The 15,179-nt window shown below is 26.0% G+C and carries 11 protein-coding genes and 1 pseudogene; 10 read left to right on the top strand and 2 right to left on the bottom strand.

Going from position 1 to position 15,179, the window contains the following annotated elements; all coding sequences use genetic code 11:
* The first annotated feature begins 510 nt into the window (after nucleotides 1-510).
* From J7M87_RS04280 to J7M87_RS04235, 10 genes and pseudogenes are all read left to right on the top strand, one after another.
* Nucleotides 511-867, top strand: a pseudogene (locus J7M87_RS04280) (DUF1062 domain-containing protein).
* Nucleotides 868-905: 38 nt separating this feature from the next.
* On the top strand, nucleotides 906-1,145 hold the full coding sequence (locus J7M87_RS04275; RefSeq protein WP_291649031.1) for a DUF1062 domain-containing protein: 240 nt from the start codon (nucleotides 906-908) through the stop codon (nucleotides 1,143-1,145).
* 276 nt (nucleotides 1,146-1,421) lie between these two features.
* Nucleotides 1,422-2,090, top strand: a complete 669-nt coding sequence (locus tag J7M87_RS04270; protein ID WP_291648997.1) for a response regulator transcription factor — start codon at nucleotides 1,422-1,424, stop codon at nucleotides 2,088-2,090.
* Nucleotides 2,087-3,097, top strand: a complete 1,011-nt coding sequence (locus J7M87_RS04265; protein WP_291648995.1) for a sensor histidine kinase — start codon at nucleotides 2,087-2,089, stop codon at nucleotides 3,095-3,097. The genes J7M87_RS04270 and J7M87_RS04265 overlap by 4 nt, the downstream gene beginning before the upstream one ends.
* Nucleotides 3,098-3,191: 94 nt before the next feature.
* Entirely contained in the window at nucleotides 3,192-3,959 is a 768-nt protein-coding gene (locus J7M87_RS04260; RefSeq protein ID WP_291648993.1) for an ABC transporter ATP-binding protein, read from the top strand.
* Nucleotides 3,949-6,018, top strand: coding sequence for an ABC transporter permease (locus J7M87_RS04255; protein WP_291648990.1), 2,070 nt, complete (start codon nucleotides 3,949-3,951; stop codon nucleotides 6,016-6,018). The genes J7M87_RS04260 and J7M87_RS04255 overlap by 11 nt, the downstream gene beginning before the upstream one ends.
* Before the next feature lie 290 nt (nucleotides 6,019-6,308).
* A complete protein-coding gene (locus J7M87_RS04250; RefSeq protein WP_291648989.1) occupies nucleotides 6,309-7,175 on the top strand; it encodes a transglutaminase-like domain-containing protein in 867 nt (288 codons plus the stop codon).
* Nucleotides 7,176-7,185: 10 nt separating this feature from the next.
* Nucleotides 7,186-8,043: an AraC family transcriptional regulator gene (locus J7M87_RS04245; protein ID WP_291648987.1), complete on the top strand. Its 858-nt coding sequence runs from the start codon at nucleotides 7,186-7,188 to the stop codon at nucleotides 8,041-8,043.
* 541 nt (nucleotides 8,044-8,584) lie between these two features.
* Nucleotides 8,585-9,844 carry a Gfo/Idh/MocA family oxidoreductase gene (locus J7M87_RS04240; RefSeq protein WP_291648985.1) on the top strand — a complete coding sequence of 420 codons (1,260 nt, stop codon included), beginning with the start codon at nucleotides 8,585-8,587 and terminating at the stop codon, nucleotides 9,842-9,844.
* 40 nt (nucleotides 9,845-9,884) lie between these two features.
* Complete coding sequence (locus J7M87_RS04235; protein ID WP_291648983.1) at nucleotides 9,885-11,777, top strand: beta-N-acetylhexosaminidase; 1,893 nt, start codon at nucleotides 9,885-9,887, stop codon at nucleotides 11,775-11,777.
* A 93-nt stretch (nucleotides 11,778-11,870) separates the two neighbouring features.
* Here J7M87_RS04235 and J7M87_RS04230 read toward each other — a convergent pair whose 3' ends face one another.
* Both J7M87_RS04230 and J7M87_RS04225 read right to left on the bottom strand, forming a co-directional pair.
* Nucleotides 11,871-13,424, bottom strand: a complete 1,554-nt coding sequence (locus J7M87_RS04230; RefSeq protein ID WP_291648981.1) for a response regulator — start codon at nucleotides 13,422-13,424, stop codon at nucleotides 11,871-11,873.
* On the bottom strand, nucleotides 13,417-15,179 hold a 1,763-nt coding region (locus J7M87_RS04225; protein WP_291648980.1), incomplete at its 5' end, for a sensor histidine kinase. The genes J7M87_RS04230 and J7M87_RS04225, both read right to left, overlap by 8 nt.

Here is a 15,179-nt window from a genome sequence, read left to right as displayed (position 1 = left end):
GTTTTTATTTTTAGAAGGGAGAAATATATAATGAAAAAGATTCATTTAAGAGCAATTTAGAGAGGTAAATCCAGTAAAGAATGATTTATTAAAAATAGATAGTGAATTAGAAAAACTAGATAAGAAAAGAGTTAAATTATTTTAAGTGTTTTCAATGAAATTTTAATAATCTTTAAAGTGTTCAGTTAATTACATAGATGTTAGATATCTTATCTCAATGAGGTAGGCTTATTTATGTTCTCTAAAAAATCTATATGATAGTAACATGAATGAATAGGATTTTACTACAAAATAATGAGTCATTATGATCTTTATCATATTGGCTCATTTTTATTTATTAAACAAGAATGAGGTTTTACGCACTATGTAGTGTTGATAAATTATAAATATATATTATTATATAAGACTGGAGGAATTGTTTATTACAAGAGATATTTTTAATGCATAGCAGAGGCTATTGCATTATTATAAAAATGTAATGAAATAGCCTTTGCAAATCCTAAAGATTGAATGACTAGGAGGAGCAAAATGAGTTATTTAAAAAAATATCAATGGGAACTAGTTACTGAGAATTTACCAATAGTTAAAAGGAATTGTCCTAAATGTAATCAAAAATCACATTATATAAATAGTGAAAAATTTAGAGTAAATGCAAATAAAAATAATATTGATATTTGGCTAATTTATCAGTGTGAAAAATGTAAATCTACTTAGAATATGACAATATATGAAAGAATAAATCCTAGTTACATTAATAAATATGAATATGAAAAATTTCTTTCAAATGATAAAGGATTAGTTAAAGAATATAGCTTTAATTTAAGTGTATATAATAAAAACAAAGCCGAAGTAGTTTTGAAGATGTAAGCTACAAATTAACCCAAAGAAAATTTGAAGTAGATTATATAAAAGAAAATGAACTAGTTATTGAAATTGTTTGTAAGTATCCAATAGAAATGAGAATTGATAAGATATTAAGTGATAAACTTGCACTTTCAAGAAGCAAAATAAAAGATATGCATAGAAGAGGAGTAATCTTCATTGATGATGTTAAAAATTCATTAAAATTAAAAGTAAGAGATAGGATGGAGATACATGTTTTGAAGGAAGTAGAGAATATAGAAGTTTTACAAGATATAATATAAATTACTTTATCAACATGTATGACTGCAATTAAGATATAGAGAGTTTAGTGTAGAATAATAAATGACTTTCTGCTGATACGGAAAATATATCACAAATAAATAAACTCCATAGCGTCAGGCATTTATTTCTCTTGCCTAAGGCTATTTTTATAACCTAAAATACCCTATAGTAAATCAAAGCCAAATTTAACTTTTAAGGAAAAATTTATTATTTATAACTACTTAATGCTAGTATAATAAATACTGAGAATAATTTAGAGTAAGGATTTGTTAAATATGTACACAATAATGATAATTGATGATAATGAGCAGCTACAAAATGGAATAGGAAATTTGTTAGTTAGTAATGGATATTCCATTACTAAACCAAGGGAGTTTTGCAATATTCCTTCTTTAGTAAAAGAAAGTAATCCAAGTCTTGTATTGTTAGATATAAATTTGCCTGGAAGTGATGGGTTTAAAATTTGTACTGAAATAAGAAGTTTTTCAAGAGTTCCAATTATATTTATAACAAGCAGGGACACTAATATAGATGAATTAATGGGTATCACATTAGGTGGAGATGATTTTATAACTAAGCCTTATAATACTCAAATTCTTTTAGCTAGGATAAATTCTCTTATTAAAAGAGCTTATCCTAGCGATGGAACTACAGATATTATTGAACATAATGGAGCTAAGATAAATATTTTATCAAGTACCGTAGAATATGATGGTAAAGTTGTTGAGCTCACTAAAAATGAGCTTAAGATATTACATTACTTATTAAATAATAGGGGGAAGATAGTATCTAGAGTAGATATTATGGAATATCTTTGGGATAGTTCAATGTTTGTAAATGATAATACTCTTACAGTCAATATTGGTAGGATAAGAAGTAAATTTGAAGAGCTTGGATTAAAAGATTATATAAAAACTAAAAGAGGACAAGGGTATTTAGTATGAGTTTAGGTGATTTCTTAAAAAGTAGATTTTCAGTAATATTTTTAAACTCAATTGCCTTGATAACTTTATTAGTTTTTCTTTTTAGTGTAGGAAATACTTTAGATACTTTAAAGATAATATCAGTTACATGGATCATAGTATTAGTAGCTTACTTATTCTTTCAATATAAAAATAGAAAAGCATTTTTTAGTGAGCTTTCAAAGAGTATAGATAATTTGGATAAAAAGTACTTAGTTAGCGAGGTAATTGATAAGCCAGTATATTTAGAGGCAGAACCTTATTATTACTTACTAAAAAAGTCTAGTAAGTCAATGAGAGAAGAAATAAATTCTATTAAAAATGAAAGAAAGGAATACAAAGAATATATTGAACAATGGATACATGAAGTTAAAACTCCAATAGCATCTATTAAGCTTATAGAAGAAAACAATAAGACAAACATATCAAGGCTTGTGCTACAGGAACTTGAGACTTTAGATAGATATGTGGAGCAAGCTTTATTTTATGCAAGAAGTGAAGAAGTAGAAAAAGATTACTTAATAAAAGAAATGTCATTAGAAAATTGCATAAATAAAGTAATAATAAAAAATAAACAAATATTTATTTTGAATAACATAGATGTTGAAATAGAAAATGTAGATAAAAATGTATATTGTGATAGCAAATGGCTTGAGTTTATTTTAAATCAAATTGTAGTTAACGCTAGTAAGTATAGAAATCCAGAAAATCCAAAGGTGAAAATATATACTGAGGATATTAAAAATGGAATTCAACTTATAATAGAAGATAATGGACTCGGGATATCTCAATCTGAATTAAATAGAGTATTTGAAAAAGGTTTTACAGGTAGCAAAGGTAGGTTAAATAACAAATCTACAGGAATAGGATTATATTTATGTAAAAAGTTATGTGAAAAATTAGGATTAACAATAGATATAGAATCAAAAGAAAACTTATATACAAAGGTAATAATCGTATTTCCAAAAGGAAACTTTATTATGAAATAGACTTATATAAGGTGACAACATTGTAACATTAAAGTAATATTAAATCTAATTAGATAGGGTTTAAATATTGTACAATCCTATTGAGGTGAGATGAATGGAGAAAATATTAAGTTTAAAAAACGTTGAAAAATATTATGGAAACAAAGGAAGTATAGTTAAAGCTGTTGATGATGTAAGTTTTGACGTATATAAAAGTGAATTTGTAGGTGTTATGGGACCCTCTGGATCAGGAAAGACTACATTATTAAATATGATAGCAACAATTGATGATGTTAGTTCTGGTAATATTTATTTGGATGGAAAAGATTTAACTGAAATAAATCAAAAGAACATAGCAAAGTTTAGAAAGGAAAACTTGGGATTTATATTTCAAGATTTCAATTTGTTAGATACATTAACTATTCATGAAAACATAGCTTTAGCACTTACTATAAACAAAACTAAAAAAAGTGAAATAGATAATAAAGTATTAGATGTGGCAAGAAAAATTGGAATAGAAGATTTATTTGAAAAATATCCTTATGAAGTATCTGGAGGACAAAAACAAAGAACTGCTTGTGCAAGAGCATTAGTAACTAATCCTAAACTTATATTAGCTGATGAGCCAACAGGAGCTCTTGATTCTAAATCAGCTCAAATGTTAATAGAGATGATGTCAAATTTAAATAAAGATTTAGGTGCAACAATATTAATGGTAACTCATGATTCATTTACAGCTAGTTATTGTGACAGGATATTATTTATTAAGGATGGTAAGATATTTACAGAATTAGTGAAAGGTGAGGATACACGTAGACAGTTTTTTAATAAAATATTAGATGTAGTAGCATTATTAGGTGGTGATGTAAGAGATGTACGTTAAATTAGCCAAAAGTAATGCAAAAAAATCTATTAAAGATTATTTAATTTATTTTATTACAATAACAATATGCGTAAGCTTATTTTATGCTATTACATCACTTTCAAGTTCAAGTTATGAACTAATTACAGAAGAATCTTATAACTTTCAAAATTTAAAATTAATATTAAAGTATTCAACTTATATAATTACAGCAATGCTTATTGTACTAATAGCTTATGTAAATAAATATATGATAAGAAGACGTCAAAGAGAATTTGCAATATATATACTACATGGGATGGAACAAAAAAATGTGGCATTGATGTTTTTTATTGAAACACTTGTAATTGGAATTTTAGCTATAATATCAGGAATATTTGTAGGAACTTTATTTTCTCAAGTAATTACAGCCATAGTTTTGATGAGTGCAAAGCAAGAAGTTGTATTTAACTTTAGGTTATATATGGATACAGTGGGGATTACATTTATATTCTTTATATCTATGTTTTGTATAATAGGATTATATAACATTATAGTTTTAAGGAAAATAAAACTTATAGATATGTTAAATTCACATAAGAAAGTGGAGTTTCAATTTAAAAGAAGTGGAAAAGTTTATAGTGTAATATTTGCATTATCAATGGTTTTATATATCATATGTGGTTATTGTACCTTTAAATTAATAAATACAAAAATTGATTATAGTATAAAATCTTTAATGTTTATAGCTATATCACTTTTTGCTTTTATAATAGGAACTTACGCATTATTTTATTCGATTGCTTATATAATCATACACATAAAAAATAAGTATATTAATTTCAAGTATGAAGGAACAAATTTATTTTTAATAGGAACATTAGTATCTAAAATAAAGTCAGCTCCAATACTAATGGCTACCATAGCAATGACATTTTTAGGAGCAATGATAAGTTTTATAATTACACTTGTAATGGCCCAGTGGGCGCTAGGATATTTAGATATGAGAGTTCCTTATGATGTAGAAATAAGAAATAATTATAGCAGTGGATTTTTAACGGAAAATAATATAACTGATATTAAAGATGTACCTCAATTAGATTACAGTGAGATTATAGATTATTTAAATGCCAAGGGTTATGATGCAAATAGTTATTGTGAGGTAGAAAAGTACCTTATAAATAAAGATGATTTTTATAACAAGGATAAAAATGGTGTTTCAACTATAGCTTTAAGATTAAGTGATTTTAATAAATTAAGAAGCATGCTAGGGTATGATGAAATAGAGCTTAAGGATAATGAGTTTACAACTCAATGGCATAGTGTAGTCAATGATGAAGAAATAAGTAATTATATTAAAGGATATTCTAACTTGAATATTAACGGAGAAGAATTAAATCTTAGTAAAAATTCATACTATAAAGAATCTATTGGAGAAGGTCTTTATGGATTTTATGCAAACTATATTATAATTTTACCAGATAAAGTATGCAATAAGCTTACTTTTGCAGAAAAAAATTTTGTAGCTAATATTAATAATAAGATGAGTTATGAAGAGGCTGATGATTTTCAATATAAGTATGTTAATGAGTGGTTTAGAAAAAGCAATGATGAATTCGTTAAAAAATATAGTGAAAAATATGATATATCATCTAGTGTAGTTAGAGTAAGAATAAAATCATCAGAAACTAATAATATCTTAAATATGACTTTAGCTATGAGAATTCTTGGAATATATTTAGGTGTAGTACTACTTATGATAAGCTTAACTGTTTTATCACTTAGTCAGCTTGTTGATTCTATTGAGCATAAAGATAGATTTAGTGTGCTAAAAAGATTAGGTGTTGAAGATAAGGAAATAAGTAAGATTATATTAAAGCAAATTTCATTGTATTTTATAATCCCTATTGCTATAGCCATGATTGGAGTTGTAATTTTTATATATAACTATTATCTGATTTATAAAGATATAATTAGCATCTATATTGGTGATATTACATTTATTTTAAGTATAGTTACTGGAATTGTTTTAATGATTGGAATTTATATATGTTACTTTGGAGGAACATATTATACTTTTAAGAGAAATGTTAATAGTTAATTTTGTTTAAACAGAACTCTATTTATTCGGATTGGAGGAATAAATAGAGTTCGTTAGCTAATTTAGTATTACAAAATATCATGAAAAAGTTATAGATAATAGTATGATAACCTTCTATAAATCTAAAAAAATTAATTTAGCAGTTTCATAATAATAGTAATTTTTTATTATTAAAAAAGCACAAAATATCACTCAATATAATTATAAGAATAGTATAATTGCATTAAAGTAGAAGAGAAAGAGTCTTAAAACTATTCTGATCTATTAAAATGATAGGAGTGATAATTATAATGAAAAGTAATCTTAGATTTTATCAAGAGCATGATATTATGACAGAAATAAAAACTAAGGAAAGTATGGTTACCAATATACCGGAGGACATAAAAACTATTGTATCTTATGTACAAAATATATTACTCCATCAGCATTGGAGTGAGTTTTATGGATTAAAACTTAGCGATAAAAGAAAGGAAGAACCATTCGTACGAAGATTTGAAGATAAACTGACTTTTTTAAGAAATATTGGATATACTCATATATCTGATAAAAAGCAAAATGAAAGTAAAATGATAGGAATATGTCGTGATTTTACTGTAGTAGCGGTTGCTCTTTGTAGGGAGGCTGGTATTCCAGCTAGAGCAAGGTGTGGCTTTGCAAGTTATTTAGAAAAAGGCAAATATATTGATCATTGGGTTATTGAATATTGGAATGAAGATAAGAAAAGGTGGGTAATGGTAGACGCTCAACTAGATGACATCCAGATAGAAAAATTAAAAGTGACTTTTGACCCTATGGATTTAAGCGAAGAGTATTTTATAACAGGACCAAGAGCTTGGATGATGTGCCGAGAAGGCTTAATTGAACCGGAGTTGTTTGGGATTTTTAAATGGTGGGGATATGATTATTTAAGATGTAATTTAATATTAGATGCTAATTCACTATTAAAATTTGCAATGCAGCCATGGGATATGTGGGAAGGTTATAAAAGTATGCCAATAGAAGAATGGACACAGAAAGACTATGAGGTAATGGATGATTTATCCAGACTTGTTATGAATGTTGATAATAACTTTAGTGAATTATATAATTATGTTCAAACCAATGATAAAATAAAAGTACCTGAGGATTTGGATAAGGTTATTAATAGTTTAAAATAAGGTGAGAGATATGAGTTATTTAAATTCCATTGAGAAAGCATTGATTTACATTGAAAATAATTTGCATGAAGATATTAATTTATCTGCAATTGCAAAGGAAGCAGGGTATTCTCTTTATCATTTTCACCGTATTTTTAAAGGTATAGTGGGAGATTCAATAAAGAATTACGTTAGAAAGAGAAGATTTACAGAAGCTGCAAAAGAATTGGTATATACAAATAAGTCTATTGTGGAAATAGGTATAAAATATGGCTACGAATCAAGAGAGGCATTTAGTAGGGCTTTTGAAAAAGTTTATGGAAGAAATCCATCAGAGGTAAGACGAGATAATTTGCTTTATTTTATAAGAGAACCAATTAATGTCGATTATATGATGTATCAATTAAGATTAACTACAGAAGGATTAACTCCTTTGTATCGTAATCTTTCTGAAAGATATGTAGTAGGAAAGAAGTGGAAGGTAAAGGCAGATGGAAGCAATTTGCAAGACATACCATTATTGTGGCAAAAGTGGAATAATGAGAAAGAAAGTGAAAAGATAATAAATAATAAGTCTGCTGATGAAATCATGGGAATTTGTATATTTTCTGAAGAAGATGCATTTGATTATATGATAGGTCATGAAGTTAATTCTATAGAATATGTTCCAGAGGATATGGTGATATATAGATTAGAACCATCACTTTATGCAGTTTTTAGAGTCATAGGACCAATAACAGAAAGTGTACAAAAAACTTGGGATTATATATATTCAGTATGGCTTAGTGAATCAAAATATAAACATCGAAACATTGATGATATTGAATATTATTATTACAATCAAGGTAAACTTGTTGCTGATCTTTATATACCTATTATTCCTTATTAATAAAAGTAGTTTCTAAATTGCAATAATAAATTGAACTGATTTATCTTAGCACTAAATTGAAAACTAGTTTTTTTACTTATTGTAATTTGAACCGTATATATGAAGAATCAAAATAAATAGAAGTTTATAAAAGATTTATATTAAGCCAATGATATTAAAAGTGTCATTGGCTTATGTTACAATCTGCATATATAATCTAAATTCTGAGGAAATAAATTTGTGTCCGGTATGTGGGAAAATCGTAATAATTCATTTAAGCATGAAAATTATTGTAGTGATATATGATAGCATTATATGGATAAGGATAATCTTAGCATTGAAAATATTAAAATTGATATTTCTTAACACTATAGAGTTTATTCATAAAAAATCATCCATCCAAACTAAAATGAGTATAATATTTTATTAAAATTACTACAATTATAGGGTTTTAAACACCTTAATAAATTAGTATAAAAAGTTGAAAATGATACTAATATATTAATTTTTAAAGTTATATAATAAAAATATATAATTTAACTATTAAAAGAGGGGAGATTTTATGAGTAAAATCAATGTGGTATTAGTAGGTGCTGGAGCTCGTGGAAAGGATGTATATTCAAAATATATACTTAATAATCCAGAAGTTGCAAAGGTAGTAGCTGTAGCAGAACCCAATGAAGAAAAAAGAAAAATGATTGCAGAGGCTTTTAATATTCCAAAAGAAAACATATTTTGTAGCTGGAAAGAGATCGAAGATAAAGAAAGACTTGGAGATGCGATGATAATTGCAAATAATGATGAAGATCACTATTTACCTTGTAAATTGGCTTTAGAAAAAGGATATCATGTACTTTTAGAAAAACCAATGACCAATAATTTAGATGAATGTATTCAGATTGGAGAACTATCAAAAAAATATCCTAATCAATTGTTAATGATAGCACACGTATTAAGGTATACACCTTTTTTTGAAGAAATAAAAAGAATTATTGAAAGTAAAGAACTTGGGGATTTAGTAAGTATTCAACATAATGAAAATATAGGATACTGGCATTATGCACATAGCTTTACAAGAGGTAACTGGAAAAATTCAGATAAAACTTCACCATTAATTTTATCTAAAAGCTGTCATGATATGGACATATTAACATGGTTAACTTCTTCTGAATGTAAGAAAATTGCCGCTTTTGGAAGCTTAAGTAAGTTATGTAATAAGCATTATGATAAAAATACAATGAGTGAGCGATGTTTAGATTGTAGTATTGAAGAGTCTTGTCCTTATTCAGCGGTTAAACTATATTTAGGAGAAGCGCCAATTATGGTAAATTACTTAGATCCAAATCCGACCAAGGAAAATATTATGAATGCATTAAGGTATGGCGATTACGGAAAGTGCGTTTATAAATGTGACAATAATGTAGTAGATCATATGACAACTATAATAGAATATGAAAACGGTGTAACAGCAACTTTCAATTTATCAGCTTTTACTTTAGATTGTAACAGAACAATAAAGCTTATGTTTACAAAAGGTGAGGTTGGAGGAAATGATGAAAAAAATACTATAAAGATAAGAAGGTTTGGTAAAAGAGAAATGACAACCATACATCCTATTAAGGTAGAAGGTGGACATAATGGTGGTGACACTAAATTAACAGAGGCATTTTTCAAAGGGATTTTAGATAAGGATTTAGATATAAAAACTACAGCGAGTAAAAGTGTAGAAAGTCACGTAATGGCTTTTGCTGCTGAACATTCTAGAATTAATAATGTAATTGTTAACATTGATGAGTTTATAAAAGAAAGATTAAAAAAGTAACAATTTAAATAAATAAATTTTGCTTTTTAAGGAGGAAATAATGAATTATAAGGGATTAAATGAAGAAATAAAAAGTGTCCTAAAGGATGTAAATAAAATAATCAATGTAGACTTTCTATATGAAAATGAACCAATAGAATTTTTTGTTCTTGAAGAAAATGATGTTAATGATATTGAAATAATGCATGGCAGAGAAAATTATATAAAATATAAAAATAGAAATCATTTATTTAGAGCTTTAAGTTTGTATGCTCAGTTTATAAATGAAGGAAAAGAAAACTTTGAGCTTAATGAAAAAGCTTTAATACAATCAGTTGGAACAATGATTGATGTTTCAAGAAATGCAGTATATAAAGTAGAAGAAATCAAAAAGTTATTAGTAAAAGTTGCTTTGATGGGGCATTCAAGATTTATGTTATATACTGAAGATACCTATGAAATTGATGGATATGAATATTTTGGATATCTAAGGGGTAAATATACTAAGGCTGAATTGAAAGAAATCGATGATTATGCTTATTTACTAGGTATTGAAGTAATTCCTTGTATTCAAACGCTTGCACATTTAAAGCAAACTTTAAAGTATGAATATGCAAGGGATTTTAGAGATACAGCAGATGTGCTTCTAGTTGGTGAAGAAAAGACATATAAATTTATTGAAGCAATGATTTCAACTCTTAGAGGAGTATTTAGAAGTAATAATATTCATATTGGTATGGATGAAGCCTTTGATTTAGGAAGAGGTGAATCTATTAGTAAAAATGGGTATAAATCACACCATGAGTTAATGATTGAGCATTTAAATATTGTAAATGAAATTTGTAAGAAATATAATTTTAAACCAATGATGTGGGATGATATGTTTTTTAGAGCTGGAGCACCAAATGGAAATTATTATGATTTAGATACGGTTATAACAGAAGAAATTACAAGTAATATTCCTAAGGAAGTAAGCTTAGTTTACTGGGATTACTATAATTCCGATGAAGAGGTTTATAAAAAGTTATTACAAATTAGAGAAGGATTTAATAACAAAATAGTATTTGCAGGTGGATCTTGGAGATGGCTTGGGTATGCGCCTACTTATTCAAAAACCTTTTCAACAACTAATGCTGCTTTAAAGCTATGCAAGGCTAAAAAAATAAATGAAGTACTTGTAACTTTATGGGGAGATGATGGCTCAGAAGCTCCTTTAAATGTATCTTTATTAGGATTAATGCTTTTTGCAGAACATAGCTACTATGAAGAAGTGGATGATGATTGGTTAAATAGAAGATGTGAGTTTTTGACAGGTTTATCAATGGAAGATTTCTTTGCATTAGAGAAGCTAGATTTAGTTCCAACAGTTAAATATCCTAATTTAAAGGAAGCAAATCCATCAAAATATTTAACTTATCAAGATATATTACTAGGTGCCTTTGATAAGCATATTGAAGGATTAGAGTTAAATTCACATTATAATAAATTAGCAAAAGAATATGAAAAGATATCTGAAAAAACAGAAGAATATAAAGAAATGTATTTAACCTTTTCAAAGCTAAGTAGCTTCTTAGAGTTAAAATCAGAAATAGGAATTAACTTAAGAAAAGCTTACTTAAATAAAGACAAGGCAGAACTTAAAAATATACAAGATTACATTTTAAAAGAATTGATAAGAAGATTAGATGATTTCCATAATAGCTATAGAAAGCTATGGTACAGAGAATGTAAGGGTCAAGGCTTTGAAGTAATTGATATAAGGCTTGGAGGAATTAAAGCTAGATTAGATTCAACAAGGTATAGATTAGAAGAATATTTAACTGGAAATATTGATTTCATTGAGGAGCTTGAAGAAGAAATATTATATTTCCTTAATAATTTTTCAGAAGACTGTAAATTAATTTCTTATATAAGATATAAAGATATAGTTACACAAAATACTTTAACTTGGTAATTAAAATTTAATAAAGTATTTTCCCTTTTAAAATAGAGTGGTAGGATATGGTGATTTCTCATTAGAGAAATTAAGATAGCCTACCACTTTTATTTAATTTAAGCTATCTCTATATTCCTTAGGAGTTAGTCCTACGGTTTCTTTAAAAACCTTACTAAAATATTTAGGGCTTTCATATCCCACTAGTTCTGTAATGGAATAAATCTTTAAATTTCTGTCCTTTAATAAATCTTTAGCTTTTTCTATCCTAACATCTGTTAAATATTTAATATAATTTTGACCAGTTTTTTCTTTAAAGAGTCTACTTAAGTAAATAGGATGAATATATAGTACATCTGATAAGGTATTTAAACTAATATCCTTCCAATAATTTTGATTTATAAATAAAATAGCACTATCTATAATATTATTACTACAAGAAGCAATAATGTCATTTAGCTTATTAGAGAAGTTATAAAGGGTATTTAAAGTAAAATCTATTATACTTTTTTTAGTTCTATTTTTTAGCAATTCCTTTGTAAAGTTTTCTATTTGAAACTCAAATTTTTTTTCGAAACTAAAGTTAGAAATATAATTACAAGTAATTACAATCAGTTCGATAGCAAGAGAATAAAGTTCATTATTTCCTAGAATTAAATTAGTGGAAGTTTTATCTAATAATTTTTTTGAATAAGCAATAAAACCATCTGTATTAAGAGTAGATAAATATTCGATAAATTCTTGCTTTTCTTCAGAACTTAATGGAAGAAATGTATCCTTTAAATCCTTTAAATCATTATAGTTTAAGACTGAAATTTCATTTTTATTAATGCTTTGTTGAAGTGCAACTCCGCTATTTTCGTATATTGACGAAATATTATTAATATCGCTATCTGTATTACTTATACCTATATTAACTTTAGTAAATGTTGAATTTAAAACACTTTTGCATAACTCAAATAGTTCATTATATAAATTTAAATGCTTACTTTTTGGATAAACGATTACAGATAAATCCTTTATATTTTCAACAATATAATAAAAGTTACTAAATTTATTTAATATTTGATTCAAATTACAATAAATAATGTTTTTAATACTAACAAAATCATTATATTGGTTAATATTATAATTAATATTTAATCTTATAATAAAATAAGGTTCATTTATTAGTTTTATATTATTAAAATTTTCTAAAGCAGTAGGCTTCATAGAACCGCATAATATGTTATTTAACAATATATTTTGTTTTATCTTAATATAATCCATATTGGGAGTTTCACTATTTTTTTCTGAATCAAGAACTTGTCTTAATTTTTCAAACATTTCAGTTAATTCACTAAAATTAACAGGCTTTGTTAGGTAATCAAAACAACCAAATTTAAGAGCCTTTTTAGCGTAAGAAAAATCTTCATAGCCACTTAAGATTATAGATTTTACAGAAGGAAAGTTTGTACATAAAATTTGAAGTAAATCAAAACCAGATTTAATAGGCATATTTATATCAGTTAGCACAACATCTATATTACTTTCCTTTAATATTTTTTCAGCTTCATCAACAGAAGTACAACTAGTTGCAACTTCATAACCAAGAGCTTCCCAATTAACAAATCGTTTTAAACCATTTACTACAATTTCTTCATCATCTACAATTAACAATTTATACATATAGACCCTCCTTAGATACTGAGTTAATATCAATAGTAGTAGGGAAGGTAATAGTTATAATTGTCCCTTCACCATATTTACTATAGATACTTAAACCAAACTTGTCACTTGAATAAAGCTTAATTCTTTCGTTAACATTACAAATACCTATTTTATTAGTAATGATAGTTTTATTATTTAAATTGTTTTTAACTTCATTTAATTTATGTTCCTCCATACCTATACCATTATCTTTAATAGTGATTACTATTTTATCATTAATGATTGAACCGTTAATTTCTATAGCTTTATCTAATGGATTGTTTACAAAACCATGTATAATTGAATTTTCTACTAAAGGTTGAAAGGTTAATTTTGAAATTTTGTATAGTGAAATATCAAAATTAAAGTTAGTTTTTAGTAGTATTTTATTAGTATATTTATAATTTATAACCTTTAAATAAGCTTGAATATGATTAATTTCTTCGGCTATAGGGACAAGGTCATTTCCCTTTTTTACACTTAATCTAAGCAGCTTAGAAAAATCTTCTATCATCTTACTTACTTTACTTTCACCATTTACTTCATACATTGATTCCCATCTAATTAAATCTAAGGTGTTATATAAAAAATGAGGATTAATTTGCATTTGTAAGGCATTTAACTCAGCATTTTTCTTTCTAAAATTTAAGGTTTTTTCATTAATTTCAGCTTTATATAAATTATCAATTAATGATTCAATATCACCGATCATATTATTAAAATCATTACCTAAATTACTTATTTCATCATTTGAATTATCCTCATAAAATACATTTAAGTTTTTTCTAGCAGCCTTGTCCATGTTTTTCTTTAGCTTATTTAAAGGAATAATAATACTTAAAGTAACTATATAAGCTAGTATAAGAGCTAGAAAAGTACATATAAGTAAAACATTAAAGTTTAATTTAAATATAGTTTTACTGCTACTAAAAATAGATAATTTATCTATTATATAAATAAGATAATATGGGGAATTAGGTAACTGTTTAAAGTAGATTAAATAAGGCTTACCATTTATATCTTCTGTTAAAGAGCCAGAAGAAGTAGAGTATATTTTATCTATAATTGCAGATTCTTGTGAAATTGCAGGGACTTTAACGTTTTCATTAAGAGACATCAATGCTCCAGCCTTTGACATAAATAAAATATTACCTTTATTATCAAATTTAATCCCTTTTATGTTTATTAAAAATCTTAAATCTATATTCATATGTATAACACCTAAGGTTTTACCTGTGTTAAAATCTATTAAAGATCTAGACATACTAATATGATTAAAAATAATTTGACTATTATTGTTTTGATTTAGGAAAATAGTTTGACCTTGAGGTTGATCAAACCAAAGAGGATAACCATTATTATTTATAGCCTCAGTATATTCAGGTAAATTTCTAAAGATATTTAAACTTGAAATTATTGCACCTTTCTTTCTTCCGTCTTGACTAATTTGAGTATATTGGTCATAGGGCGTTATAATTTGAACATTACTTATATATTCATGATCTAAGGTTAAATTAAAAAGCATATCATTTATTATTTTTTTATTTTTTTCATATTTTGATTTATCTTCTAGAGTAGCCTCTTTATTTAAAGCTATCTTTTCATTTTCATTAAGGAGAGAGGAGACATATTCATCTTTATAAACCTTATAGGATAAGTTTTCATAATATTCCATCTCAGTTAATAATATTTCGTATATATTTTCTGTTAAAAGTTCTAAATAATGTGTAATAG

Source organism: Clostridium sp., from assembly GCF_017888565.1.
GTDB lineage: Bacteria > Bacillota > Clostridia > Clostridiales > Clostridiaceae > Clostridium.
The sequence above is the reverse complement of the archived record's forward strand: the minus strand, read 5'-3'. Positions and strand labels throughout refer to the sequence as shown.